19 protein-coding genes are annotated in these 26273 nt (G+C 67.1%); 10 read left to right on the forward strand and 9 right to left on the reverse strand.

The window, feature by feature from the left end:
• Nucleotides 1-161 precede the first annotated feature (161 nt).
• The 7 genes from AC6A67_RS04710 to AC6A67_RS04740 all read left to right on the forward strand — a co-directional run bounded on the left by AC6A67_RS04710 (nt 162) and on the right by AC6A67_RS04740 (nt 8001).
• Nucleotides 162-1031: a branched-chain amino acid ABC transporter permease gene (locus AC6A67_RS04710; RefSeq protein WP_498035401.1), complete on the forward strand. Its 870-nt coding sequence runs from the start codon at nt 162-164 to the stop codon at nt 1029-1031.
• A 4-nt stretch (nt 1032-1035) separates the two neighbouring features.
• The gene (locus AC6A67_RS04715) at nt 1036-1992 is read left to right on the forward strand and encodes a branched-chain amino acid ABC transporter permease (protein WP_498035402.1); all 957 of its coding nucleotides are present in this window, start codon (nt 1036-1038) and stop codon (nt 1990-1992) included.
• The gene (locus tag AC6A67_RS04720) at nt 1989-2765 is read left to right on the forward strand and encodes an ABC transporter ATP-binding protein (RefSeq protein WP_498035403.1); all 777 of its coding nucleotides are present in this window, start codon (nt 1989-1991) and stop codon (nt 2763-2765) included. Before AC6A67_RS04715 ends, AC6A67_RS04720 begins: the two co-directional genes overlap by 4 nt.
• Nucleotides 2766-2775: 10 nt before the next feature.
• The gene (locus AC6A67_RS04725; RefSeq protein ID WP_498035404.1) at nt 2776-3480 is read left to right on the forward strand and encodes an ABC transporter ATP-binding protein; all 705 of its coding nucleotides are present in this window, start codon (nt 2776-2778) and stop codon (nt 3478-3480) included.
• 176 nt (nt 3481-3656) lie between these two features.
• Complete coding sequence (locus tag AC6A67_RS04730; protein ID WP_498035405.1) at nt 3657-5621, forward strand: flavin-containing monooxygenase; 1965 nt, start codon at nt 3657-3659, stop codon at nt 5619-5621.
• 240 nt (nt 5622-5861) lie between these two features.
• Nucleotides 5862-6710, forward strand: a complete 849-nt coding sequence (locus tag AC6A67_RS04735; protein WP_498035406.1) for an alpha/beta hydrolase — start codon at nt 5862-5864, stop codon at nt 6708-6710.
• A gap of 523 nt (nt 6711-7233) precedes the next feature.
• On the forward strand, nt 7234-8001 hold the full coding sequence (locus AC6A67_RS04740; RefSeq protein ID WP_498035407.1) for an SDR family NAD(P)-dependent oxidoreductase: 768 nt from the start codon (nt 7234-7236) through the stop codon (nt 7999-8001).
• A gap of 127 nt (nt 8002-8128) precedes the next feature.
• Here AC6A67_RS04740 and ocd read toward each other — a convergent pair whose 3' ends face one another.
• The 7 genes from ocd to AC6A67_RS04775 form a co-directional block, all read right to left on the reverse strand.
• Nucleotides 8129-9184 (reverse strand): ornithine cyclodeaminase, encoded by a 1056-nt coding sequence (gene ocd, locus AC6A67_RS04745; protein ID WP_498035408.1) that lies wholly within the window; start codon nt 9182-9184, stop codon nt 8129-8131.
• Nucleotides 9181-10107 (reverse strand): arginase, encoded by a 927-nt coding sequence (rocF, locus tag AC6A67_RS04750; RefSeq protein WP_498035463.1) that lies wholly within the window; start codon nt 10105-10107, stop codon nt 9181-9183. Before rocF ends, ocd begins: the two co-directional genes overlap by 4 nt.
• Before the next feature lie 82 nt (nt 10108-10189).
• A complete protein-coding gene (locus tag AC6A67_RS04755; RefSeq protein WP_498035409.1) occupies nt 10190-11623 on the reverse strand; it encodes an APC family permease in 1434 nt (477 codons plus the stop codon).
• 129 nt (nt 11624-11752) lie between these two features.
• Nucleotides 11753-13132: an APC family permease gene (locus AC6A67_RS04760; RefSeq protein ID WP_498035410.1), complete on the reverse strand. Its 1380-nt coding sequence runs from the start codon at nt 13130-13132 to the stop codon at nt 11753-11755.
• Between the two features lie 529 nt (nt 13133-13661).
• A complete protein-coding gene (gene putA, locus AC6A67_RS04765) occupies nt 13662-17495 on the reverse strand; it encodes a bifunctional proline dehydrogenase/L-glutamate gamma-semialdehyde dehydrogenase PutA (protein ID WP_498035464.1) in 3834 nt (1277 codons plus the stop codon).
• A gap of 485 nt (nt 17496-17980) precedes the next feature.
• Nucleotides 17981-19186: an ABC transporter substrate-binding protein gene (locus AC6A67_RS04770; RefSeq protein WP_498035411.1), complete on the reverse strand. Its 1206-nt coding sequence runs from the start codon at nt 19184-19186 to the stop codon at nt 17981-17983.
• Between the two features lie 424 nt (nt 19187-19610).
• Nucleotides 19611-20114, reverse strand: coding sequence for a hypothetical protein (locus AC6A67_RS04775; protein WP_498035412.1), 504 nt, complete (start codon nt 20112-20114; stop codon nt 19611-19613).
• 173 nt (nt 20115-20287) lie between these two features.
• On the opposite strand from AC6A67_RS04775, the gene AC6A67_RS04780 reads away from it, so the two are divergent.
• Both AC6A67_RS04780 and AC6A67_RS04785 read left to right on the forward strand, forming a co-directional pair.
• Entirely contained in the window at nt 20288-21169 is an 882-nt protein-coding gene (locus tag AC6A67_RS04780; RefSeq protein ID WP_498035413.1) for a glycosyltransferase, read from the forward strand.
• Nucleotides 21166-22200, forward strand: a complete 1035-nt coding sequence (locus AC6A67_RS04785) for a hypothetical protein (protein WP_498035414.1) — start codon at nt 21166-21168, stop codon at nt 22198-22200. Before AC6A67_RS04780 ends, AC6A67_RS04785 begins: the two co-directional genes overlap by 4 nt.
• A 111-nt stretch (nt 22201-22311) precedes the next feature.
• Here AC6A67_RS04785 and AC6A67_RS04790 read toward each other — a convergent pair whose 3' ends face one another.
• Nucleotides 22312-23463: an acyltransferase family protein gene (locus AC6A67_RS04790; RefSeq protein ID WP_498035415.1), complete on the reverse strand. Its 1152-nt coding sequence runs from the start codon at nt 23461-23463 to the stop codon at nt 22312-22314.
• 434 nt (nt 23464-23897) lie between these two features.
• On the opposite strand from AC6A67_RS04790, the gene AC6A67_RS04795 reads away from it, so the two are divergent.
• On the forward strand, nt 23898-24749 hold the full coding sequence (locus AC6A67_RS04795; protein ID WP_498035416.1) for a class I SAM-dependent methyltransferase: 852 nt from the start codon (nt 23898-23900) through the stop codon (nt 24747-24749).
• Here the strand turns inward: AC6A67_RS04795 and AC6A67_RS04800 are convergent.
• Nucleotides 24731-26056, reverse strand: coding sequence for a dicarboxylate/amino acid:cation symporter (locus tag AC6A67_RS04800; protein WP_498035417.1), 1326 nt, complete (start codon nt 26054-26056; stop codon nt 24731-24733). The genes AC6A67_RS04795 and AC6A67_RS04800 overlap by 19 nt on opposite strands.
• Between the last annotated feature and the right edge of the window lie 217 nt (nt 26057-26273).

Genomic DNA, 26273 nt, shown 5'->3' on the forward strand with positions numbered 1-26273 from the left:
GCACGCCTTTGCGTCGGTCGCGGCGCGCCAGCTGGCCCCATTTCGGGCCGCTGTCGGGGCGCGCCCCTCGCAACGGGCCCGACCGTCAATTTGCATCTGAAGCGCATTCCGCACGGAACGGCGCCCGCTTCGCTGGACCACGCACTGAGGGCGACAGGCATATGGATATTCTGCAATTGATCGCGAACGGCGTTCCGGCGGGCGTCATGTACGCCCTCGTCGCGCTCGGCATCGTGCTAATCCACAACGGCACCAATGTGGTGCACTTCGGCTACGGCGATCAGGTCGCCCTGGCGGGCTATCTGGTGGTCATCTCCCAGGTGCTGTTCAGCGCCTCCCTGCCGGTGGCGCTGCTGGTGTCGCTGGTGCTGTCCTGCCTGCTCGCCCTCGCCATGTATCTCGGCATTCTGGCGCCGCTGCGCCGGGCGCCATTGCTGGTGCAGGTGATCGCAACCCTGGCCATCGGCACGGCCATTCGTGAAGGCCTGCGCGCCTTCATGGGCCCCGACCCGTGGCCCTTCCCGTCGCTGATCACGCCAGGCGTCTATGAGATCGGCGAGGTGTTCGTCACCAGCGCCAATGTCGCCATGGTGGTCGCCGCCGCCGTGCTGACACTGGCCCTGTTCGCCTTCTTCCGGTTCTCCAAGCACGGCCAGGCCATCCTCGCCGCCTGCGCCAACCCGCGCGGCGCCGCCATCGTCGGCATCCCGGTCAACCTCGCCTACACGGCCATCTGGGTGGTGGCGGCGGTGCTCGCCACCGTCACCGGCGTGCTGATGGCGCCGGTGGTGACGCTGTCGCCCGAGATGGGCCTGATCGGCATCAAGGGCTTCTGCGCCGCCATTCTCGGCGGTTTCCGCAGCCTGCCAGGCGCCGTGCTCGGCGGCGTGCTGCTCGGCCTGATCGAGACGGCCGCTGGCTATTACATCTCCACCGCCGCCAAGGACGTGGTCGCCTACGGCGTCCTGATCGCAGTGGTGATCTTCATGCCGCAGGGCCTGCTCGGCAAGGCTCAGGTCAGAAAGGTCTGAGGCGATGAACCAACCTGTCCGCATCGCGCTCGCCGTCGCCGGCGCCGCGCTCTTCCTCGCCGGTCCCAGCTTCCTGTCGTCGCACATGATGCTGCTGATCGCCCTGATCGCCACCACCTCGATCATCACCGCCGGCCTCAGCATCGTCACTGGCGTCGCCGGCCAGGTGACCATGGCCCAGGCCGCCTTCTGCGCCTTCGGCGCCTATGGCGCGACCCTGCTCACCGTGCACACCGGGGCGCCGATGTGGCTGACCATTCCGGTCGCCACCGTGCTCACCGCCGTGCTGGGCTACGGCCTCGGCGTCATGTCGCTGCGGGTTGAGGGCCACTACCTCGCCCTCGTCACCCTCGCCTTCGCCGGCATCGTCAATCTCGGCCTCATTCATCTGACGTCGATCACGGGCGGCGCCGTGGGCCGCCCGGCCGAGAAGCTGACCATCCTCGGCTACACCTTCGGCTCGCCGGCCTCGCTGTATTACCTCTCGGGCGTTGCTGCGGCGGTCACCCTGCTCGTCGTCGCCAACATCCTCACCTCGCGCTGGGGCCGGGCGTTTGACGCGGTGCGCCAGAGCGAGGTCGCCGCCGGCAGCCTTGGCGTCGACGTGCGCCGCATGAAGGCCGCCGCCTTCGCCATCAGCGCCCTGCTCGGCGCCTTCGGCGGCGCGCTGCAGTCGCTGCAGACCACATATCTCGATCCGGCGCAGTTCACCGTGCTGATGGGCGTCGCCTATCTGTCGGTGCTGGTCATCGGCGGCCTGCGCAGTCTCACTGGCGCCATCGCCGGGGCGGTGATCTTCGTGATGACCCCTGAACTGCTGGGCTCGTTCAAGACCTGGATGGGCCTGATGTTCGCGGTTGCGCTGATCATCATCATCCTCACCGCGCCGCAGGGCATCGAGCCGCTGATCCGCAACCTGTTCCGCCGCCGCGCCGCTTCCAGGACAGGAGCCTCCCGATGAGCACGCTGCTTTCGCTCGACAATGTCACGGTGCGCTTCGGCGGCCTGGTCGCGGTCAACAAGGTCAGCATCGATGTGGCCGAAGGCGCCATTCACAGCCTGATTGGCCCCAATGGCGCCGGCAAGACCACCATTATCAATACGGTGACGGGCGTTTATCGCCCCACCGAAGGCTCGGTCACCTTCGCCGGCAAGCAGCTGTCGGCCAATGGCGCCTCATCCTTCAACGCCCAGCAGATCTGCGCGCTGGGCCTGACCCGGACGTTCCAGAACACGGAGCTGTTCGGCGAGTTGTCGCTGGCTGACAATGTGGCGGTGGGGCTGCACCGGATCCGCCGCTACGGCCTGCTGGCGGCGGGCCTACGCCTGCCGGCCCGCGCCGCCGGCGAGGCCTGGATCCGCGACCGCGTCGATGAGTTGCTCGACCTCGTCGGCCTGCTCGACCAGCGGGAGGTTGAGGCTCGCTATCTGCCGTTCTCGCAGATGCGCCGGCTGGAGCTGGCGCGGGCGCTGGCCGCCGAGCCGCGCATGCTGCTGCTGGATGAACCCGCCGCCGGCCTGCGCGCAGGCGAGATCGACGATCTCAACCAGATCCTGCTGATGCTGCGCCAGCGTCTCGGCATCACCATCCTGCTGGTCGACCACGTCATGCCGGTGGTGATGAACGTCTCCGACCGCATCACCGTGGTGAATTTTGGCGCGCGCATCGCTGAGGGCGCGCCCGCCGACATCCGCGCCGACCCCGCCGTCATCGCCGCCTATCTCGGCCATTGAGGAGCGCGCCATGCTGAAGATTGCATCCCTCACCACGGGCTATGGCCTCGTCCAGGTGCTGAACGGCGTCAATCTGGAGGTGCCGGAGCGCTCCGTCGTGACGCTGCTCGGCGCCAATGGCGCTGGCAAGACCACCACGCTGAACACCGTGGCCGGGCTGATGAAGCCCTGGTCTGGCGAGATTTCATGGAAGGGCCAGCGCTGCGACGGCCTGCCGGCCAACCGGCTGCTGCGCATGGGCATGGCGCTGGTGGCGGAACAGCGCGAGCTGTTTCTCGACATGAGCGTGCAGGAAAACCTGATGCTCGGCGCCTATACGCTGAGCGACCGCACGGTGATCCGTCGCAACCTCGACATGGCGTTCGAGATGTTCCCGCGTCTGCAGGAGCGGCGCGAGCAAAACGCCCGCACCCTGTCGGGCGGCGAGCAGCAGATGCTGGCCATCGCCCGCTCGCTGATGTCGAACCCGGAGCTGCTGCTGCTGGATGAGCCGTCGCTCGGCATTGCGCCGCTGCTGGTCCAGGAGATTTTCCGCCAGGTGAAGCGCATCAGCGAGACCGGCGTCACCGTGCTCGTCGTCGAGCAGAACGCCGCCATCGCGCTCGACGCCGCCGACTATGGCTACGTCATGGAGAGCGGCGCCGTGACCATCCATGGCCCGGCCGCCGTGCTGCGCGAGGACAAGCGCATCCAGGAGGCCTACCTCGGCTCCTGACGCCAGGAGCGGATGACGCCAGCCCACACACTGCCGCTGCGGCGTCCTGACAAGCCCAACCGCCGCCCCCCGAACCAATCCACCGTGGCCCCCCGGAGGTCGCCACCCAGATGGGCCCAGCCCCTGACGGCGCTCCGCGCGGTGAACCAGACGCCTTTCACACAAGGGAGTTCATCATGAACATCCACAGTCCTGCGCCCGCAACATCCGCTGCCCGGCGCAAGCTGAGCCTGGCGACCAGGGACCAGGCGGCGCTGGCGGCGGCGCTGGCGGAAGCCGACATCGTGCCGCAACTGCTGGTCGAGGCGCAGCTTTCCGGCAAGACCGATCTGCTCGACGAGGCCGCGCCTTTCATCACCGGCGCCTGGAGCTATCAGGAGGCCATCCCGACGGATCTGCGCGCCCGCATCAGCGCCCGGCTGATCGAAGCCCTGAACGCCGCCGCCGCCAGCGACGCCGCGCTGCCTGCGCCGGATGCGGCGACGTTCGCCCGCATCTTCAGCGCCGGCGTCGGCCAGCCGGTGCCCGACGATTATATCTCGATGCTGGCCGAAGAGATGACCGAGGAGCCGCGCGACGCCCGCTCGGTAAGCTTCCGCACCCCTGCCGCCGCAGGCCGCGCCGGCTTCCGCGTCATCATCATCGGCGCTGGCCTCTCCGGCATCTGCATGGGCGTCAAGCTGCGCGAGGCCGGCGTCCCCTTCGTCATCTATGAGAAGAACGACCAGGTGGGCGGCACCTGGTATGAGAACCATTATCCGGGCTGCGCCGTCGACATTCCGACGCATTTTTACTCGTTCTCCTTTGATCTGAAGGATGACTGGTCACGCCACTTCGCCCGCCATGACGAGATCTGGGCCTATCTCAACGACGTCGTTGACCGCTTCGGCATCCGCGACGCCATCCGCTTCGGCCACACGGTCGATGCGTCGGTCTGGGACGAGGAGGCTGGCGTCTGGCGCGTGTCCTTCACCGATGCGCAGGGCGAAGCCGGGGTGGATGAGGGGCGCGCCCTCGTCTCCGGCGTCGGCCAGCTCAACCGTCCGTTGACCCCGAAGATCCCTGGCCTCGACAGCTTCACGGGTCCCGCCGTCCACACCGCGCGCTGGGATCGTGACCTCGACGTCAAGGGCAAGCGGGTGGCGCTGGTCGGCACTGGCGCCTCCAGCATGCAGGTTGGCCCCGCCATCGCCGATGAGGTGGCGCGGTTGATGGTGTTCCAGCGCTCGCCGCCGTGGGCCAACCCCAATCCGAACTATTTCAAGACCGTGCCGCCAGGCATGGTGTGGGCGCTGAAGCATATACCGTGGTTTGCGCGCTGGCACCGGGCGCTGCTGTCCTGGGCCTCTGGCGACGGTTTCCACGCCATGTTGCAGGTCGACCCCACGTGGGACCAGCCGACCCTGTCGCTTAACGCGGAGAACCACGCCTTCCGCGAGCGGCTTGTCGCCCATATCAAGACTGAGCTTGAGGGCCGCGACGACCTGATCGCCAGGGTGATCCCGGACTATCCGCCCTATGGCAAGCGCATGCTGCGCGACAACAACTGGTATCGCATGCTCCGCAAGGAGAATGTCGCGCTGGTCGACAGCGGCGTCAGCGCCATCAGCGAAAACGCCGTCATCGACGCCGATGGCGTGGCCCATGAGACCGACGTCATCATCTTCGCCACCGGCTTCGAGACCCGCGCCATGCTGGCGCCGCTGCATGTGGTGGGCCGCAATGGCCAGACGATCCGCGACGCCTGGGGCGACGATGACCCGCGCGCTTATATGGGGATGACCACGCCCGGCTTCCCCAACCTGTTCATCATGTTCGGCCCCAACACGGCGCTGTCGCACGGCGGCAGCCTGTTCTTCCACACCGAATGCCAGACCCGCTACATCATGCAGTGCATTCGCGAGCTGATCGAGCGCGACCTCAAGGCGATGGAGGTGCGGCCGTCGGTGCACGACGCCTACAACCGCTCGGTCGATGAAGCGCATGGCCGCATGGTCTGGGCCCATAAGGGCATGACCAGCTGGTACAAGAATGACAGCGGCCGCGTCTTCACCAACTCGCCCTGGCGTCTCGTCGACTACTGGAAGATGACCTGGGCGCTGAACCCCTCTGACTACGTCCTGACCCCCAACAGCGCCTGATCCTGCGATCAGGCGCTGGCGGCGCGCCCCGCTTCCCTTCCCCCCCCCTCTGGCCTGGCGGGGCGCGCATCCCAATCCAGTCAGCGACAGCCGGCCTGGACGCTGACGCCACGCCCGCCGTGGTCCCGTTCACGCGACGCCGGCGCCTGCGGATCGATCCGCGCGGCGGCGCTTACCCTTCCACCCTGGCCGCAAGGCCTGGACGCCCGCCAGCCCCGGGCTGGCGACGGAGCAAAGCAGATGACCGATGTGATGACCGCTGACTTTTGCGAGGTGCAATACAACCCACGCCTGCGGGTCGCCAATGTGCCGGAGATCGCCGGCCGCTGGACCGCAGCGTCCGAAGCCGCCCGCGCCGCGCCAGACGTGACGCTCAACCTCAGCGTCGGGCCGCATGCCCGCGATCTGGTCGACGTGTTCCGCCCCAATGGCGCCAGCCGCGGCGCGGTGCTGTTCTACCATTGCGGCAACTGGATCCGCTTCAGCAAGGACGCCTTCAGCTGGGTCGCCAACGCCTTTACGGCGGCCGGCTATACGGCGGTGATCGTCAATTACCCGGTGTGCCCGCAAAACACCCTGCCGGAGATCGCCGCCGCCACCCGCGCCTCCTTCGCCCGCATCTGGACCGACGTGCTGAATGACGCCGAGCGCGGCAATCTGATCCCCATCGGTCATTCCGCCGGCGGCTTCCTCGTCGCCGACCTGTTCACCGTCGACTGGCGCGCCCATGGCCTGCCGGCGACGCCGTTCCGCGCCGCCCTGTGCGTCTCCGGCCTGTACGAGCTGGCGCCGTTGACCCTCACCGAAGCCAACGCAGAGATGGGCCTTACCGACTCCATCACCAGCGCCCTGAGCCTCACCGGCCAGCAGCCACTTGTGGCGGCGCCGCTGCTGCTGGCGGTCGCGGAAGACGATTCCGATGGCTTCAAATCCCAGTCGGCGCGCCTGCACGCCGCCTGGCCGCAGACCTGCCCGGAGCCGGTGATCAGCGTTGCTGGCGCCAATCATTTCACCGTGGCCGACGCGCTGCTGCCAGACGGCGCATTGGCGGACAAGGTGCTGGCGGTGCTGGCGACGGCGGTCGCCTGATACGGGGCGCCGCCATGCTGGCGCCATCCACAGCGCAAAACCGTAAAACCACGTGCCTTCCGTAACGGCATTTGCTAGTAGAGTGTCCAACAGTTGTGCTTGAGCTGCGCGCGTTCACGAAAATGTGAAGACAGGTCACTAAAATGACCTGACTGACGCCGCCTAGCACACCGACCTGCATGCAACGTTCGCGTTGCATACAGGCCCGTCGGCCGGATCATCCTCCCCCCAATCTGGATGGTTCGGCCGACAGGTGGCCGTGCAACACATGCCTCTGCGCCAGCCGTTTCACCGGGTTTTTCCGGACACGCTTCCCCGACCATAGCGGCGAGACGTCACACTGCTGCCGGACGCGATCCGTGCTGCGCACGCCAGATTTTCCTTCATCCCGGTTCGCGCCGGCGGCCATCTGACGCCGCCGCACCGGCTATACGGTCACCGCGTTGCGCCGGACGGCTGATAGCCGCCGCGTCGCGCGCAAAGAGGCGCGTCGCCTGCGCGCCGTCCCCAGCGGAGCAACAGCATGAGCAATCCAGCCTTTGATCTTCACGGCAAGGTCGCGCTCGTCACCGGCGCGGCCCAGGGACTTGGCGCGACCTTTGCGCTGGCGCTGGCCCGCGCCGGCGCCCGGGTCGTGTTGGGTGACGTAACGTCATGTGACGCAGCCGTGGCGGCCATTCACGCCGCCGGCGGCACGGCGATCGGCGCGCCGCTCGACGTCACCGACGCCGCATCCGTCACCGCGTTCGTCGATATGGCGGTGACGGCCTTTGGCGGCGTCGACATCCTCGTCAATAATGCGGCGATCTCCGGCGCCTTGCATCTGGGGCATTTCACCCACATCGAGTCCGCCGATTTCGACCGGGTGCTGAGCGTCAACATTCGTGGCGTGTTTGAGTGCGCCAAGGCGGTGGCCCCGGTCATGCGCCAGCGCGGCTATGGCAAGATCATCAATCTGTCGTCGGGCCAGGCCTTCAAGGGCACGCCGGGCATGCTGCATTACGTCGCCACCAAGGGCGCCATCGTCTCGATGACCCGTTCGCTGGCCCGTGAGCTCGGCGACTGGGGCATCCGCGTCAACGCCGTGGCGCCAGGCCTGACCATGAGCGAAAGCATGCGCGCCAATCCCACCTGGCAGGACGCCTCCGCCGCCAACATCGCCACCCGCGCCCTGAAGCGCGAGGCGACCCCAGACGATCTGATCGGCTGCCTGCTGTTCCTCGCCTCCCCGGCCAGCGACTTCATCACCGGCCAGAACGTGCCTGTCGACGGCGGCTCCTACATGCATTGAGACGTGAACCCGATGAGCACGCCACATCGGGTTCTGGTTGAGCCCGTGCGGCGCCTGAGCATTTCAGGATGCGGAAGCGTCAGCATCTTCGCATCATGGCATGGGCCGAAAAGGCGCGCGCGCATGCTCAGCCTGCCCCGCGCCCCGGGGCTGCGCGCATCAGCATGCCGTAGAGATCGCGGGGGTCGTCGGGATCGGCGAGCAGGTCGAGCTCCGTGTAGAAATCCGGCGTCAGGCGGTCGCGGATGTAGCGCAGCGCGGAGAAATCCTCGATGGCGAAGCCGACGGAGTCGAACAGGGTGATCTGCTGCTGCGACGTTCGCCCCGGCGCCTCGCCGCGCAGCACCCGCCACAACTCGGTGACGGGATAATCGGCGGGCAATTGCTGGATCTCGCCCTCGATGCGGGTTTGCGGCAAATGCTCGGCGAAAATGTCGGCGCGCAGGAGAACCTCGCGTTGCAACTCGGTCTTGCCGGGGCAATCGCCGCCGACGCCATTAATGTGCACCCCCGCCCCGACCATATTGTCGCTGACAATCACCGCCTGTTCCTTGCTCGCGGTGGCGGTGGTGATGATGTCGGCGCCCTCCACCGCCTGCTGGCCGCTGGCGCAGATGACGATATCGAGGCCGCGACCGGCGAGATTGCGGGCGCACTTCTCGCTGGCCGCCGGGTCGATGTCGTAGAGCCGCAGACGGTCGACCCCCAGCATGGTCTGGAAGGCGATGGCCTGGAACTCGGCCTGGGCGCCATTGCCGATCAGCGCCATCACCCGCGACCCAGGCCGCGCCAGATAACGCGCCGCCATGGCCGAGGTCGCCGCCGTGCGCAGCGCAGTGAGCATGGTCATTTCCGACAGCAACATCGGATAGCCATTGCCGACATCGGCCAGCAGCCCGAAGGCGGCGACAGTTTGCAGCCCTTCCGCAGCGTTGCGGGGGTGGCCATTGACGTATTTGAAGCCATAAAGCGCGCCATCGCTGGTCGGCATCAGCTCAATGACGCCGTTGCGGCTGTGTGAGGCGACGCGCGGCGTGCGGTCGAAATCTTCCCAGCGGCGGAAATCATCCTCGAGGCAGGCCGCCAGTCCTTGCAGAAAGCGGTCAACGCCCGTGGCATGGATCAGCTGCATCATGTGATCGACGCTGACAAAGGGCACGACATTGCGGGCGGGCCGGGTCATGCGTAGCTCCGGGTCGGCCGGTCCAGCACCCGCCGGCCCAGCAGGCTGGCGGTCAGCTCAACCATCAGCGTCGCCGTGCGGCCGCGCTCGTCGAGAAACGGATTGAGCTCGGCCAGGTCGAGGCTGCCGACGAGGCCGCTGTCGCACAGCATCTCCATCACCAGATGCGCCTCACGCACCGTGGCGCCGCCTGGCACGGTGGTGCCCACCGCCGGCGCGATCTCCGGATCGAGAAAATCCACGTCGAGGCTGACGTGCAGCATGCCATTGGCGGCGGCGACCCTGGCCAGAAACGCCCGCAGCAGCGGCGCAAAACCATGCTCGTCGATCGCCCGCATGTCATGGGTGGTCGCGCCGCTGGCGAGGATGGCGCGCTTCTCGTCCGCGTCGACGCTGCGCAGGCCCATTAGACAGACATTGGCCGGTTCGATCGCCGCCAGCAGCTCCGGGAAGCGCCCGGAAAAACCTTTCGCACCACAGGCATAGGCCAGCGGCACGCCATGCAAATTACCCGACTGGGTGCTGTCCGGCGTGTGGAAATCCGTGTGGGCGTCGAGCCACAGCACAAACAGCGGCCGCCCGGCCCGGGCGGCGAGCCGCGCCCGCCCGGCGAGCGAGCCCGCAGCCAGGCTGTGATCGCCGCCGAGGCAGATGGTCAGGCCCTCATCTCCAGCGGCGAACACCGCGTCCGCGATGACGTCGACCCAGGCGGCGACCTGCGGCAGCCGCCTGACCACCGGGCTGGCTGGCTGCGTCACGGCGCGCGGCGGCGGCGGCGCCAGATCGCCCCTGTCGTCAATCTGGTGGCCCAGCGCCTGCAAGGCCGGCACGAGCCCGGCGGTCCGAAGCGCCGCCGGCCCCATGACGCACCCGGGGCGGCCTGCGCCATCTTCAACCGGAATGCCAATCAATGTGCAAAGCATACCCATACGTACAAACTATCCATTAAATATATATGAGATCAACTTGCGCGATTACGCTGTGCGACGCAAGGTTACGGGGTGCTCAGGCCAGCGCCGAGCGCCGGAAGCTGTAAAGCGCATAGAACACCAGCGCCGCCGCCATCCAGATGGCGAACAGGCCGAGGGTGATGGAACGTAGCGACGCCACGAGGCCGAGGCACAGGGCGATGCTGACCAGCGGCGTCACCGGATAGAGCGGAGCCCTGAAGTGGCGCGGCAGATTGGGATGTGTCCGGCGCAGGCGCATGACCGCGAACGAGATCACCGCCAGCACGATCAGCGTGCCGATGCTGGTCATTTCCGCAAGGATATCGAGCTGCAGGAAGGCCGCCGCTAGCGCAACGGCGGCGCCGACGATCCAGGTGTTGGCCACGGGCGTGCCAGTGGCTGGCCGGATGCGGCTGAACACCGGCGGCAACAGGCCGTCGCGGCTGACCGCCAGCAGAATGCGGGTCTGGCTGTACAGCACCACCAGCGACACGCTGAAAATCGAGACGATGGCGCCGAGCGTGAGCAACAAAGACGGCCAGCGCGCGCCAGTAATCGTGGCGACGATCACCGCCAGCCCGGCTTCCTGCCCGGCGAATGTGTCGAGATCCTGAGCGCCAATCGCCGCCGTGGCCACGAGGATGTAGACGCCGGTGACAATCACCATGGCGATCAGCGTGGCGCGGGGAATGGCGCGGCCCGGATCCGCCGCCTCCTCGCCCGCCGTGGCGATGCTGTCGATGCCGATAAAGCTGAAGAAAATCAGCGCCGCGGCGGCGGTGACGCCGCTGAAGCCGAAGGGCGCAAACGGCGTGAAGCGGCTCGCTTCAAAGCCGCTGAAGGCAAGGATGGCGAACAGCGCCAGAATACCGAGCTTGATCACCGTCATGATGGCGTTGGCGGTGGCGGTCTGGCGGGCGCCCCGGGTCAGCAGCAGGCAGCACATGCCGACCAGCACCACGGCGGGCAGATTGGTCACGCCGCCCTGCCCCGGCGCGGCGCTGAGCGCCGCCGGCAGCCGCCAGCCGAACAGCGCCTGCAGCCCGGCGTTGAGATATTCGCTCCACGACACCGCGATGGCGGCGACGGACACGGCGTATTCCAGAACCAGACAGGCGGCGACAATGAAGGCGACCAGCTCGCCAAACGCCACATAAGCGCAGGTGTAGCCAGCGCCAGCCACCGGCAAGGCCGAGGCCAGCTCGGCATAGCACAGGGCGCTGAGCGCGGCGGTCAGGCCAGCCAGCACGAATGACATAATGATAGCCGGCCCGGCGATGGGCGCCGCCACGCTAAAAATGAAGAAAATGCCGGTGCCGACCGTGGCGCTGACGCCGAGCAGCGCCAGCCGCCAGACGCCCAGTGATCGACGCAAACGCGCGTCGTCGCATCCATGCGCCTGCTGCAGCGCGACCGCCGCCGGTTTCTTGCGGAACAACTGGGCGAATAGCGGCGAAGACGCGGGGGTGACCGTCGTATGATTGTACATGAAAACCTGTGGCATATGGCGCGGAGCAAAGGGAGGTGACGGTGGCGACGCCACCGCCTGAACCGGCGAGCGTCGGGCGGCGCGCAGGCGTGGGCGGCGACGACGTGGCTGCGCCCACCGGCCGCCGCATCAGACGGGAGGTTCCGCGGACAGGACGCTGCCCTGGCTGCCCGGCTGACAGGCCTCCGCCGCGCGGCGCCGTGTTATCCAGGCGTAAAGCGCAAGGCCAAGCGCGTGCCAGATCACGAAGGTGATCTGGGTCAGATGGCTGAGGCTGAAGAAAAACATGACGCTGCCAGCCAGGGTCACCCAGCCGGCGAGCGGTCCCAGCGGCGCAAGGAACGGCCGGCGATGCCCGGGGGCCTGGCGGCGCAGCACGATAACGCCAAAGCCTACCGAGGCGAAGGCCGCCAGCGTGCCTGCATTGGCCAACGCCGCCAGATGATCGAGGGGCGCGAGGCCGGCCAGCGCGGCGGTGATGGCGCAAGTGAACAGCGTCACCGCGACTGGCGCGCCGCGCGGCGACAGCCGCGCTAGCCGGGCCGGCGCCAGGCCGGCCCGCGCCATGCCGAGGAACACCCGGCTTTGGCCATAGAGAAACGCCAGCACCACGGTTGGCAGGGCGATCACCGCCGTGGCGGCGAGGAAGTTGCCAGCCAGCGGCCGGCCAATCCCGGTCAGCAGCGTCGCCAGCGGCGCGCTGGAATAAGCGAATTCTGCGACGGGCGCAGCGCCAATGGCTGCGGTGGCCACCGCAATATACAGCAGCACGCACACCAGCATGGCGCCGATGATGCCGATGGCGATGTCGCGTTCCGGGCGAACCGTCTCTTCCGCCGCCGACGCAATGGTGTCGAAGCCGTAAAACGCGAAGAAAATGATCGCAGCCGCAGCAAGCACTCCGGTCTGCGACAGTGGACCGCCAAAGCCATGGGGCAGGAAGGGCGAGAAATTGTCTGCGTCGAAGAACGGCGCCGCAACGGCGACGAACACCAGCAGCGCGACGATCTTCAGCGCCACCAGCGCGGCGTTGATGGTGGCGGTTTCATGCAGTCCCACCAGCATGATCGCGGTGACCACCACAATGATGAAGATGGCCGGCAGATTGATCAGGCCGCCAGGAACGCCTGGCCCCGCCGCCAGCCACACGGGCAGCTCCACCCCCAGACCTGCCAGAAACCCCGCCATATAGCCGGACCAGCTCACCGCCACCGTGGCGACCACCAGGGTATATTCGAGCACAAGGCTCCAGCCGATAAGCCAGGCGAAGCCTTCGCCGCCGCTGACATGCGCATAGGTGAAGGCGCCGCCAGCCAGCGGCATCATGCCAGCCAGTTCCGCGTAGCACAAAGCCGCGCAGGCGCTGACCACGCCGGCAAGCAGGAAGCTGACTAACACGCCAGGCCCGGCAAGGCGGGCGCCGACGCCGATCAGGGTCAGAATGCCGGCGCCGACCACTGCGCCGATGCCCAGCGCCATCAGATGCGGCCAACGCAGTGACGGCTTCATACTGTCGGAACCGCCACGAGCGATGCAATGGACCGACGTTGGCGCCATGAACTCATAATGGGCTCTCCTGCCGGAGGCGCGTGATCCCGACCAGCAATTGACGCACGCATCGCCCGACCCATCTCAGGCGATCGGCCTGTCCGGACTGAAAAGCGAACGAATGCGATGGTGAGAACACACGCGATAAAACAATAAATGAGAATAATTCGCCAATTGCGGCGCTAAATACTTACGACGACAGACCACTCCAGGCAGCGAGCCGTCAAGAACGACCAAGGGATGACCTCAATTCTGGACATGGGGAGTGATGTGGCGCTGCTGCGCCTGGCGAAGGTGATATGCCACGGCAAGATCGGCGGCGCCGTCATGGTCCTGCCGCCGACGCATCGGCTAGCCGCCCATCGCGCCCGATGCTGCGACGGGCCGCCCAACAGCCCGGATCACGGACGTCGCCCAGCACCGGTCGACGCGCCGGAGCACCTCGGTGGCTGCACGATCCGCCGCCTTCACCCCTTGCGGAGCGGCATGATCACGCCCCATCATCCAGCGCCAGCAGGCCGGGATCGCCGCCTGCAGCTGCGGTGTTGACCGATATGGCTACTTCCTCCGCCAGCCAGTCCAGCGGCCACAGATCAGGCTGCGCCGCGATGGCCGCGGGCGTCGCCGCAAGCACCGGGATGATGGCGCCAGATCGCTCCGCCAGTCTGAGCCGCAAAGCGTGCAGCGGCGGGCCTTCGCCTTCCACCAGGGCGACGGCCGCGTCAGGGGCGTCCTCCAGCTTCTCCGGCCAGACAAAGCGCTTGACGATTTCAGGCGGCGGCGCGGCGGCGAGCCCTGCCCCGCCGACAATCAGCGCCTCGGCGTCGCAGGCCAGCGCAGCGGCGATCATGGCGTAGAGCCCGACGCCCGTCTGCGGCGCCAGCAGGATCGGCGCCGCCGGACGCAGCAGCAGATCATTGGCCTCGCCGACCGGGCCTGGCAGTCGCACCCGCTTGCCTGCCGGTCGCAGGCCGTCATCGGACCTCGCGCAGGCGGCGGATGCTGGCCGCACCTGGCTGCCGCCGCCCGGCGCGGGCGCAGGCGCCCCCGCAGCTATCGGCGTGCAGACGGCGCGAGCCCGCCGCGCCATGTCACGCGCCGCCTGGGCGAGCCTTGTCTCGCCATGCTCCTCCAGCCAGTCAGCGAACAAGGCGCTGAGCGGCGGCAAGGCGACGTCGGCGACATGCCCGCCATCCTCCAGCCCCGGCCCTGTCGCCACCGGACGCCGCAGGCGCCGCAGCATCAGCGGTCCGCCAGCCTTGGGTCCGGTGCCGGACAGGCCGCGCCCGCCAAACGGCTGCACGCCGACCACCGCGCCCACCATATTGCGATTGACATAGATATTGCCGGCGCGAATGCGCCGGGTCACCCGGTCGATGACGCCGTCGAGGCGGGTGTGCAGGCCGAAGGTCAAGCCATAGCCAGTGGCGTTGATCGCCTGCAGCAACGGCTCCAGTTCCTGCCGCCGCCAGCGCAGCACATGCAGCACCGGGCCAAACGCCTCTTCAGGCACATCGGCGAGGCTGTCGATTTCGATCAGCGTCGGCGCGACGAAGGTTCCGCGCTGCGCCTCCGGCGGCAGCGGCAACCGCTCCACCTTGCGCCCCATGGCGGCGAGCCGCGCCACATGCTGCTCCAGCCGCTGACGGGCGGCCTCGCTGATCACTGGCCCCACATCCACCGCCAGCCGGTCGGTGCGGCCGATGGTCAATTCGCGCATGGCGCCGCGCAGCATGGTCAGCGCCACATCGGCGATATCCTCCTGCAGGCACAGCACCCGCAGCGCCGAACAGCGCTGGCCGGCGCTGTCAAAGGCGGAGGTGAGCACGTCGGCGACCACCTGCTCCACCAGAGCCGAGGAATCGACCACCATGCAGTTGAGACCGCCGGTCTCCGCCACCAGCACCGGCGTCACATCCGTGGCGCGCGCCGCCAGCTGAAGGTTGAGCTTGCGGGCCACGGCGGTGGAGCCGGTGAACAGCACGCCAGCAACCCCAGGCTGGGCGGCCAGCGCCGCGCCGACGGCGCCGTCGCCCGGGGCCAACTGCAACGCTTCAACGGGCACGCCATCTGCGTGCAGCAGCCGGACCGCAGCGGCGGCGATCAGCGGCGTCTCCTCCGACGGCTTGGCGATCACCGCATTGCCCGCCGCCAGCGCCGCCGCCACCTGGCCGACGAAAATGGCCAGCGGGAAGTTCCAGGGGCTGATGCACAGCACCACGCCAAGCGGCGCGCCCACCCGTGTCCCCCCCCCGGCGCCATGGCGGCACGCTTCTGCAGCGTAATAACGCAGGAAATCCACCGCCTCGCGAACCTCGCCAAGAGCGTTGGCCGCCGTCTTGCCGGCCTCGCGCATGATCAGCCCGATCAGCTCTGGCGCAGCCGCCTCAAGACTGCCGGCGGCGCGCCTGAGACAATCAGCGCGGTCGGCGGCGGAGGTGGTCGCCCATGGCCGGGCGGCAGCGACGAGGCTTGCGGCGGCGGCGGGCGGCGCATCCCGGGCTTCGCCCACCACGTCCGCATGATCGCCAGGATTGACGATACGCCGCGCCGCCGTGGCCTCACAGGAGCAGGCGACGATGGGGCCGCTGCGCCAGTCGAGACTGGCGGACAGCAGAAGGCCTTGCGTCAGCGCGGCGAGGTCCGCCTCGCAGCTCAGGTCCCGCCCGGCGGAATTGCCGCGCCGCCGGCCCTGGGCGGCGGCGCCGCGGAACAGATCCGACGGCGCGCAAATGGCTGGATGCGGCGCCCCCGGATCAGCCATGGCCATCACCTCGGCCACCGGATCCGCTATGAGCGCCGCCAGCGGCGTGGCGGCTTCGGCGGCGAGGCGCACAAAGGAGCTGTTGGCGCCATTCTCCAGCAACCGTCGCACCAGATACGCGAGCAAGGTGTCGTGCGGCCCGACTGGGGCGTAGATCCGGCACGGCGCGCCTTCGACGACCAGCTGGTCATACAACGGCTCACCCATACCGTGCAGGCACTGGAACTCCCAGCTATCCGGCGCCCGGTCGCGGGTCATCGCCAGAATGCTGGCGACGCTGCGCGCGTTGTGAGTGGCGAATTGCGGAAACAGCGCCGGGCCGGCGTCGAGCAATTTGCGGGCGCAGGCGAGCCACGACACATCCGTGTAGACCTTGCGCGTGAACACCGGGAAATCGCGCAGCCCGTTGATCTGGGCGCGTTTGATCTCGGTGTCCCAATAGGCGCCCTTGACCAGGCGGACATTGATGCGGGCGCCAGAGCGGCGCGCCAGATCGGCCAGCCAGTCGATGACATGGGGGCAGCGCTTGCCATAGGCCTGGACCACGATGCCGAGACCGGACCAGCCGGCCAGCTCCGGATCAAGCCGCAGCGCCTCGAACAGATCGAGCGACAGCTCCAGCCGGTCGGCTTCTTCAGCGTCAATGGTCAGGCCAATGTCATGGCGCATGGCCAGCAACGCGAGGCGGCGCAGGCGTGGCCCCAGCTCTGCCAGCACCCGGCCAGCCTGGGCGCGGCCATAGCGCGGGTGCAGCGCCGACAGTTTCACCGAGACGCCAGGCGCCGCGAGCACGCCACGGCCCGCCGCCGCCGCGCCCACCGCTTGCAGGGCCGCCTGATAGCGCTGGTCATAATGGGCGGCGTCCGCCGCCGTCAGGGCGGCCTCGCCGAGCATGTCATAAGAGTGGCGATAGCCGCGCTGCTCGCGTTCGGCGCCCAGCTTCAGGGCGCTGTCGATATCGACGCCAGCGACGAACTGCTCGCCCAGCAGCCGCATGGCCACATCGAGCCCGGCGCGGATCACCGGCTCGCCGCAGCGGGCGACCAGCCGGCCCAGCGCCGAGCCCAGACCATCGGCGTCGACGGCGGCGGCGATACGCCCCGTGATCATCAGCCCCCAGGTGGCGGCGTTGACGAACAGCGGCCGGTCCCAGCCGAGATGCGCCAGCCAGTCGCCGCCAGCCAGCTTGTCGCGGATCAGCGCGTCGCGCGTCGCGGTGTCCGGGATACGCAGCAGCGCCTCGGCGAGGCACATCAGCGCCACGCCCTCATCGCTGGCCAGGGCATATTCATTGAGCAGCCCCTCGACGCCGCTCTTGCCGGCGCGCGCCCGCAGACGCTCGGTCAGCCGGATCGCCCATTGGTGCGTGAAGGCCTCGTCGCCGCTCTGCGCCGCCGTGAGCAGCGGCGGCAGACAGGCCCGCTCCGGCCGCAAGGTGGCGGCGGTGATGGCCTCGCGCAGAACGCTGCGTGGCGCGGGCACAGGAGCAAAGGCACCGAACACCGGGCCAGACCCGTCGGCGCCGGCGGATTCGTCTGATGCGGCGGAGGCCTGCTCCATGGTGCGCCTTTCGTGGCCAAGCGATGCAGATGCGGCGAAGGCGCTGCCCGCCAGCGCTCGCTGTTGCATTCATTCCGCCGCCGCCCGGGGCGCGCTATCTCCAGAAAGGGGCAGCCGTGACATAGAGCGCTGCCGGGCGAAGGCGCCGCCCATCATGCCGCAGCATTGTGGCGAGCTGGCGCTGGCCGGCGGACGCCCGACGCCGACCTCCGACGTCCCACGTCCGACGCCAAAGTGCGGCCAAACCAACTCATCGTGACGTCACATCAATGCACAGATGCTAACGCGGCCAACCCCGGATACCCGAGCCCTGAGAGGATGCCTCTGCGGGTCTGGTCAAGCCCGAGCGGCGCCTGAGGCTGGCAGGTCGCGGATGCTCAGCAGCCTCGCGACCTGGTATGATCGTCCATATGGCGCCAAGGCTTGACCCATGCGCCATGGGGGCGCGCCGCCCTTTGTGGTCAGGCCGGCGCGCCAGGCGTTGCTCAGTCCAGCGGGATCGGGTCGCCAAACACCACCCAGCGATCGCCGTCGAACTTCTGCAGATTGAGGGCGTTCACCGTGGTGTAATTGTCGGGCGTAATGTTCATGGAGATGCCTGGCAGATAGAGCGGCAGCTTGAAGTCCCTGATATTGGTCGCCTGCTTCAGGATGTTCTCACGGCTCAAATCATCGCCGGCGTTTTTCAGGATGTGCGCCACAATCTGCGCCACCGAGAAGCCGAACAGATTGCCGGTATTATTGGGATCACCTTCCTTGAACCACTCCGCCATAAACTTCTGATATTCGAGCACGCCCGGATCATTCTTCCAGGTGGGGTCAGTCGGGTCCTTCATTGAAGTGGCGGTGATAATGCCCTTGGCGTTCTCCAGCCCGGCGGGCTGCAGGGTTTGCACCCGCGACGAGGCCACCGACGAGATATAGATGGTCGGCTTCCAGCCCAATTCGGCGATCTTGCGGATGGCCTGGGCGCCGAATTTTGGCGTCGCCATCAGAAACAGCGTGTCGGCGCCAGAGTTCTTCAGCAGCAGGACCTGGGAATCGACGGTGGGATCGGTCATCTCATAGGAGGCTTCGCGCGTGACATTGCTGATCTTGTCGCCAAGCCCGGCCTTGAAGCCCTTGACGTAATCGCGCCCGGCGTCGTCGTTCTGGAACAGGATCGCCACCTTCGCCGCTGGCGTATTGTTGACGATGGCGCGGCCATAGGCCTTGCCCTCGGCGCTGTAAGAGACGAAGCCTGGCGTGGTCCATGGGAAATTCTTCGGGTCATTCCAGCGATCCGCGCCCGACGACACCAGTAGTTGCGGCACCTTCTTGCCGTTGAGATATTTCTGCACCGCCGCCTGGGTGGCGGTGCCGATGGAATTGATCAGCGCCAGAACCTGGTCGGATTCCACCAGCTTGCGGGTCTGCTCCACCGTCTTGGGCGGGCTGTAACCGTCATCCAGCGAAATCAGCTCCACCTTGCGGCCGTTAATGCCGCCGCTGGCGTTCAGCATGTTGAAATAGGCGATCTGGGCGCGCCCCTGGGTGCCATAGGCGGAGGCAGGCCCGCTATAGGGCATGGTTTGGCCCAGTTTGATCACTGTGTCAGACGCGCCGGGACCATATTTCTTTTCGGCAAAAGCAGCTGAAGACAAAACCAGTGCAACGCTGGCGACAGCGCCGGCGATGAGCTTCAAACGCATGGCGTAACCTTCCCAAATTCTGTCCGGCCGCTCTATTTTGACAGCCTGTTGACATATTTTGTCCGATGGACATTGGGAGTGTGGGCGTCAGGCATGCGCCATGACAAGACTATTCTACACGGCTGCCTGCGCAGCAGGCGCATGGCTGCGGCCGACGTGACGCCAGCTGCGAGCGCCGCCAAAGGGATAGAGGTTCGCCTGGGCGCCAGGCGTAGCGCCGTCGCCAGGATCATATTGCCGCGATCTCTGGCGCAGGCTGATACCAGGCCGCGACGATGCTGACGCATCCGCGACCGAAAGCGCCCAATCGCCGCACGGGCTTGACCGGAACCCGATGAAGCATGCGCATCGGGTTCTGGTATGAGCGCCCCGGCGCTGACGGGCGTGGCGCTTGCGGCGCGTCTGGCCTTGTGCCGCCCGGGATTCAGCTTCTGCGCCGGCGCCCAGGGCCTGCCGCCTCAGGGATGATCCCGGAAGCCGCCCCGGCGTGGAACGGGTTGGGCAGCCTTGCGCGCAGCGCGGCGTCGGCGCGGTAACGCTGGCGGTGCGCCGCGAGGATGGGCGCGCCATCGGCATAGACGCCATAGGCCCAATAGCGCTCGGGCAGGCCCTGCGGCTGGTTGTGCGCCAGCAAGTTCCTGTACCAGGCCAGCAGCTCAAACGTCGCCATCCGGTCGCCGGCATAGTGCTCGATGGCGACCTCGCCGACGTGATCGACCTTGGTGAAGTGAAAGAACTTCAGCGGGCTTCCGGCGGCGCTGAGCACGCCATCTGCGTCAATGGCGATCGGCCGCTGGCTGAGGTTCCAGCTGGCGACATTGTAGCCGGGATCACGCAGAATATGGGTCCCGGCGAAGAAGGCGGGGACCAGGTCGCACCATCGCTGATCGGTGAACAGGCCATTGGCGACATCCTCATAGCAATGCAACGCCAGACGCCGCGCCCACCAGTCGGCGAAGCGCCGCCCTTCAGGCCGGTTGGCGACGGCGATGAAGCCCCGGCTACACCTTGCGCCGCAACGATGCGGTCTTTTGCGGCGCGCCTCCGCCTACATCCAACAGCTGCCTGCTGTGCCTCTACGGCGCCGAACGGCTGAGCCATGTGCAGCGGTTTGGCGCGTTTTTTGACCGGGTAGCGGTCGATGTGCTGGCGCCATCTGAAGCGGCGCTAACGCTGTGGCAGGCGCGCGCGGGGCTGGCCGCCGCCTCGACCCAGCTGGCGCCGCATATTTCGCTGACCTTCGCGTCTGGAGCGGCTGGCGAACCGGTTGCAGCGCCGGGGCCTGTATTGGCTGAGCCCTCCGCCGCCGTCGGGAGCGACTTGCGCAACGACATGCGATGCGTAGGGGACATCGTCGCGCAGCGCATGCCGTCCGTAGCAGCACCAGCCCGCATCGCCTTCCTCGGCCAGCCAGCCGACCACAAGGGCTGGCCGGTGTTTCTGCGTCTTGCGGCGTTGGCCGATCAGGCCGGGGCGCCCGCGTCTTTTCATGTGCTGGGCCAGAATGGCGCTGCCGCCCACGCGTGGCTTGGCCCGGCCGGCGGCGCGCTGGCGCATGCGCCGGTCAGCGTCACGCCACAGCGACCACAGGCCATGGTTGAGGCCCTCGCTGCGCAGGCCATCGATCTGGCGGTGCTGTGGCCGGCCACGCTGGAGACGTTCTCGCTCACCGCCCATGAGGCGCTGGCCGCAGGCGCCTTCATTGTCACGCACCGGCAATCCGGCAATGTGGCGGCGACGGTGCTGGCCACCGTGCGCGGCGTGGTGCTCGACGATGAAGCGGCGCTGCAGCGCTGGTTCGCCACCGGTGGCGCCACAGTTCTGGCGCAGCGGGCGCGGGCCGCCCGCGCTGACGCTCCCGTCACCCAGCAGATGAGCGCCATGACGCTGGGCTTTTCCGGCCTGGCCGTGGCCTCCGCAGCACAAGCGACCGCCGGGCGTCCTGCCGCGCCACAGCTGCAACTGGCGGCGGGGGCAGCATGACGATACATGCCTTCACCAGCTTCAGTTTCGCCTATCTCGACCGGGCGCGGGTGCTGGCCCGTTCGATCCGCCTTTTGCATCCGGAATGGACCCTGTGGGCGATTGTGGTCGACAGGCCGCCGCCCGGCCTCGCCGCCGACTGGCGCGGCGATGATTTCGACACGGTACTGACGGCGGACGCGCTGCTCGGCGACGATGCGGCGCGCTGGCTGTTTCGCCACGACGTTGTGGAAGCCTGCACCGCCATTAAGGGCCGGGCGCTGGATTATCTGTTGCGTCAGCCAGGCGTAACGCAGGCGCTGTATTTCGATCCCGATATCGCGCTGTTCAACCGCATGGACGCCGCGATCGAACGCCTTGCCGCCAGCAGCATCATCCTGACGCCACATCTCACGGCGCCGGAGGCACGGGCCGATCACCAGGCCATTCTTGACAATGAGGCCGGGGCGCTGGCCCATGGCGTGTTCAATCTGGGATTTATCGGCGTCGCCAATAACCCCGAAGGGCAAAGCTTCGCCGCCTGGTGGCGCGACCGTCTCGATGAGTGGTGTTATGACCGGCGCGATCTCGGCCTGTTTGTCGACCAGAAGTGGTGCAATCTGATCCCGTGTTTCTTCGACGGCTGCACGGTGCTGCGTGATCCCGGCTATAATGTCGCCAGCTGGAACCTGAGCCGACGCAACGTCGCCATTGATGGTGACGGGCGGCTGATGGTCAATGGCGTCTCACCGCTGGCATTTTACCATTTCACCAAATTCGGCCCGACCGGGGCTGCGATGACCGGGCGCTATGCCGCCGGGAACAGCGCCATCCGCGATCTGTGGTGGTGGTATGGCCGGGCCCTGGCGGCGGCTGCGCCGGAACCTGCGTGCGCCGGCTATTGGGCCTATGGCCAGTTCGCCTGCGGAACGCCGATCACCGCCGCGCAGCGGCTGAGCTATCGCGCCGCGCCTGCCCTGCAGGAAGCGCTGCCAGATCCCTTCGCCGCCAGCGCCGCAACATTCATGGCGGCCAGTCGACGCCATGCCTGACGCCAGGATGCGAAGCTACTGACGCATCCGCATCCTGACCTGCTCAGGCGCCGCACGGGCTTGACCAGCCCCCGATGAGCCACGCTTGTCGGGGCCTGATATAAGGCGCCCTCACCGACCTGCCGCCACGCCGCCTGCGGTCGTGGCGGCGGCCGTACCGCGCAACTCCAGTCGCCGCCCCAGGGCCTGCATCGGCTGTTCGATCAGACGCCAGCTCAGGACGGCCAGCGCCGTGGTGAGGCCCAGCGTCAGCACCGCCACCAGCCACGGCGGCGCCCCGCTGTTCTTGAGCAGCATCAGCACCGGCAGGTGCCAGAGGTAGAGGCCATAGCTGATGGTTCCGGCATAGCGCGGCGCCCAGGTCAGACGCAGGAAGCGGTCGCCATCCCACAGGCAGGCGGCGATCACCACGGCGCCGAAGACCATGGCGTTCACCGTGCCGACAAGCACGAACGCCGCTTCTGCCGAGCGCCAGAATGCAGGCAGCGGATACACAAGCCAGTTGAACGCCAGCGCCGCCGCCGCCAGCGCCAGCCATTTGCTTTGGGGGTGGGCGTTGACGCGGGCGAAGGCGCCGGTGCGCACAAGGGCGGCGATCAACATGCCGACGCCGAACTGGTCGAGCCGCCCCGGCAATTGCGTGGCGAGAACAAACAGATGGTAATTGGCGGTTACGGTCGTGGCGTCCGGAAAAGTGCGAAAGGCGAGCAAGCGCCACGCCCAGGCGATGACGATGAACCCCAGCACCGGCCCGATCACGCCAGTGCGCGCCAGCAGCGGCGTCAGCAACGCCAGCACAATGTAAAAATGCACCTCAATGCCAATCGACCAGGTGACGCCATTAATGGAGCTGAACCAGTCGGGGTGGAACGGGTGCACAAAGGCCAGATGGCTGAGCAGATGCTCCCAGAACACCGCCGGATGCCACAGGTAAGGATGAATCAGCGCCAGCGCCGCGAACAGGGTGATCACATACAGCGGGTAAAGCCGGAAGGCGCGCCGGATGGCGAACCGGCGCAGGAAACTGCCGAACTCTCCAGGCTGGTAAAGCGTGCAGGCGCTAGCGTAGATCACGAAGCCGCTGATGACGAAGAACAGATCCATGGCGAGCGAACCGGCGCGTATGATCGCCAACGGCCCCGACACCGGAAAACTGGTCCAGCCAGTATGGGCCACCACGTGCAACAGGATGACCCAACAGGCCGCGAGGCCACGCAGGATATCCAGCGCCGGGAGACGCTGCGCCGTCGCCTGCAAGCTCACATTCGCCCCCAATTTGCCTTGCGTTTGGGCGGTAACAGAGCCGGGGCGTTGAGACGATGGCGGCGCGCATCACTGCGCTGCTTATCCAGCATAGATTGGCGACATTGGCCGGCTCACCCGGCGCCAGAGCCCCTTTTGCCACGTCGTTCACGAGCGCCGTCTCCGCAGTGGCGTCAGTCGCCAGTTGTGGTTGGAGAGTTGGCGCTTCCGGGGATCACGGACGCGTGATATGCCGCAACGCGGATTTGGTGAAACGACGGCCAACGCCGCCTGACCGCGCTGCGTGGTTCGCCCGCCCGACGTGTCGACGCTCAGGGCCAGGGCGCCGCAGGCTGTGGACGCGAGCCCTCGTCACCAGTGAATGGCGCGTTATCCAGGCATCGACGAAGCAGGCGACGCTACGCTCGCAAACAACGTCCGGGGGGACCACGCTGATGAGCTATCGCCGCATTGCCGAGCTGTTTCCCGACCGTTATGTCGACGACATGCCAGCGGACGCCAACGCTTTCGCCCTGCAGCGTGGCGGCTGGAAGTTCGACTACGACGCCAGGGATGACGCCGGCATCCGGGCGAGCATCAACGCAGATGGCCGCCCGCTGTATTGCGCGATGTTTTTTCCGCATTTTCTTGATGAGGGCTACAGCATCTGGGAGCTGGGGCCGAGCGACGGCTACAATACGGCGGGCCTCGAATTTCATGGCGCCCGCAACGTCACCGCCATCGAAGGCAACGCCGCCGCCTTCATGCGCTGCCTGATCATGAAAAATCACTTCGGTCTGCGCGGCCGCTTCCTGCTCGGCGATTTCGAGAAAAACCTCGCAGCCGCGACCTCAGGCCCCGACCTGATCTATGCCTCCGGCGTGCTCTATCACCTCACCGACCCGATCGGCTTCTTGCGCCGCTGCAGCGCGCTCAGTCCCGACCTGTTCCTGTGGAGCTTCGTTTACGACGCGGACGCCGTGCGCGCCCACCACTATGAGCGTGAGCGCTTCAATTGCGACAGCCCGCGCCTCGTCAGCGTCGGCGACCGGCAGGTCGCCTGTTACGAGCGCCGCTATGAAGCAGCGACGGTCGCCGACCCCAAATATGCCGGTGGCTTCGCCGCCGTCGCCAACTGGCTGTCACGGCCAGACCTGGAATATGTGCTCACCCACCTCGGCTATCGCATCATCACCACCATTGATGACAGTTTCGAGGGCATCCCGGCCGTGAACATCTTTGCCAGCCGGCGCCAGGCCGCCGCCGCCTGGCAGGGACTGGACGACGCTCAGCCAGGCGCGCCATAGCCGTCACGCGCGGCAGCCGCAGCATTGGCCGCGAGGGCGGCGTCGAGTTGGGTCCTGTCGAGCGCGCCTTCCCAGCGGCTGACGACGATGGTGGCCACGGCGTTGCCGATGAAATTGGTGACGGAGCGGCATTCGGACACGAAGCGGTCGACGCCGAGAATGAGGGCGATGCCGGCGACCGGGATATCGGGCACGACAGACAGTGTCGCCGCCAGCGTGATGAAGCCCGCGCCGGTGACCCCGGCGGCGCCCTTGGATGACAGCATCGCCACCAGCAACAAGGTGAGCTGCTGGGCAAGACTGAGCTCGACATTGGTGGCCTGGGCGATGAACAGGGCCGCCAGCGCCATGTAAATATTGGTGCCGTCGAGATTGAACGAATAGCCGGTGGGGATGACGATGCCCACGACGCTCCGTCCGCAGCCCGCCTGCTCCATCTTCTGCATCAGCCGGGGCAACGCCGATTCCGACGATGATGTGGCCAGCACCAGCAGGATCTCCTCCCGGATGTAGCGTAGCAGATGCAGGATGGAGAACCCGCAGCAGCGGGCGACCGCGCCGAGAACGCCGAGTACAAACAGCGCCGACGTAAGGTAAACCGTGACGACCAGTTCAGCCAGATTGGCGATCGACCCGACGCCATATTTGCCGACGGTGAAGGCGAAGGCGCCAAACGCGCCGATGGGCGCGGCCTTCATGAGGATCGCCACGATGCGGAACACCACATCGCCCACGGATTCCAGCAGACTGACCACCGGGCGGGCGCGCTCCCCTACCAGAATGCAGGCGACGCCGGTCAGCACCGCCACCAGCAGGATTTGCAGGATGTTGCCGTCGGTGAAGGCTGACACAAAGGTCGTGGGAATGATGTCGAGAACGAAGCCGGACAGCGTCGTGTCATGCGCCTTCGCCGTGTATCCCGCGACGGATTTGGCGTCGAGCGAGGCGGCGTCGATGTTAAGGCCCGCCCCCGGCCGCGTCAGATTGGCGACAACCATGCCAATTATCAGCGCCAGCGTGGAGAAGAACAGAAAATAGGCGAAAGCCTTGCCAGCGATGGCGCCGACGCTGCGCAGATTGCTCATGCCCGCAAGGCCGGTGACGATGCTGATGAAGATCACCGGGCCGATGATCATCTTGACCAGGCTGATGAAGCCATCGCCGAGCGGCTTGAGGCTTTCGCCCAGGCCCGGCCAGACATAGCCAATGGCGGCGCCGGCGACGATGGCGGCGAGCACCTGGACATAGAGCATGCGATGCAGGGCGCGCCGCGGCGGCCTGTCACTGCTGACCTCTGTAGTGTTCATCGCAATTTCGCCCTGTCGTGCATCACGCATGACCTGCGCGCGCCCACACCCATGGAGATATATGGCGATATTTACATGCATTGGCGATGGCTGACGCGCTTATAATAAATAATCATGCGCATTTTTAAATCGATGTGACGTGACGGCTGGCGGCCCGTGGCCGCCCGTGGCGGCGCGGCACGGCGACGCGCGAAGCTGGCGCATCCAGGTGACGCAA

The organism is Camelimonas sp. FR25 (assembly GCF_059740505.1).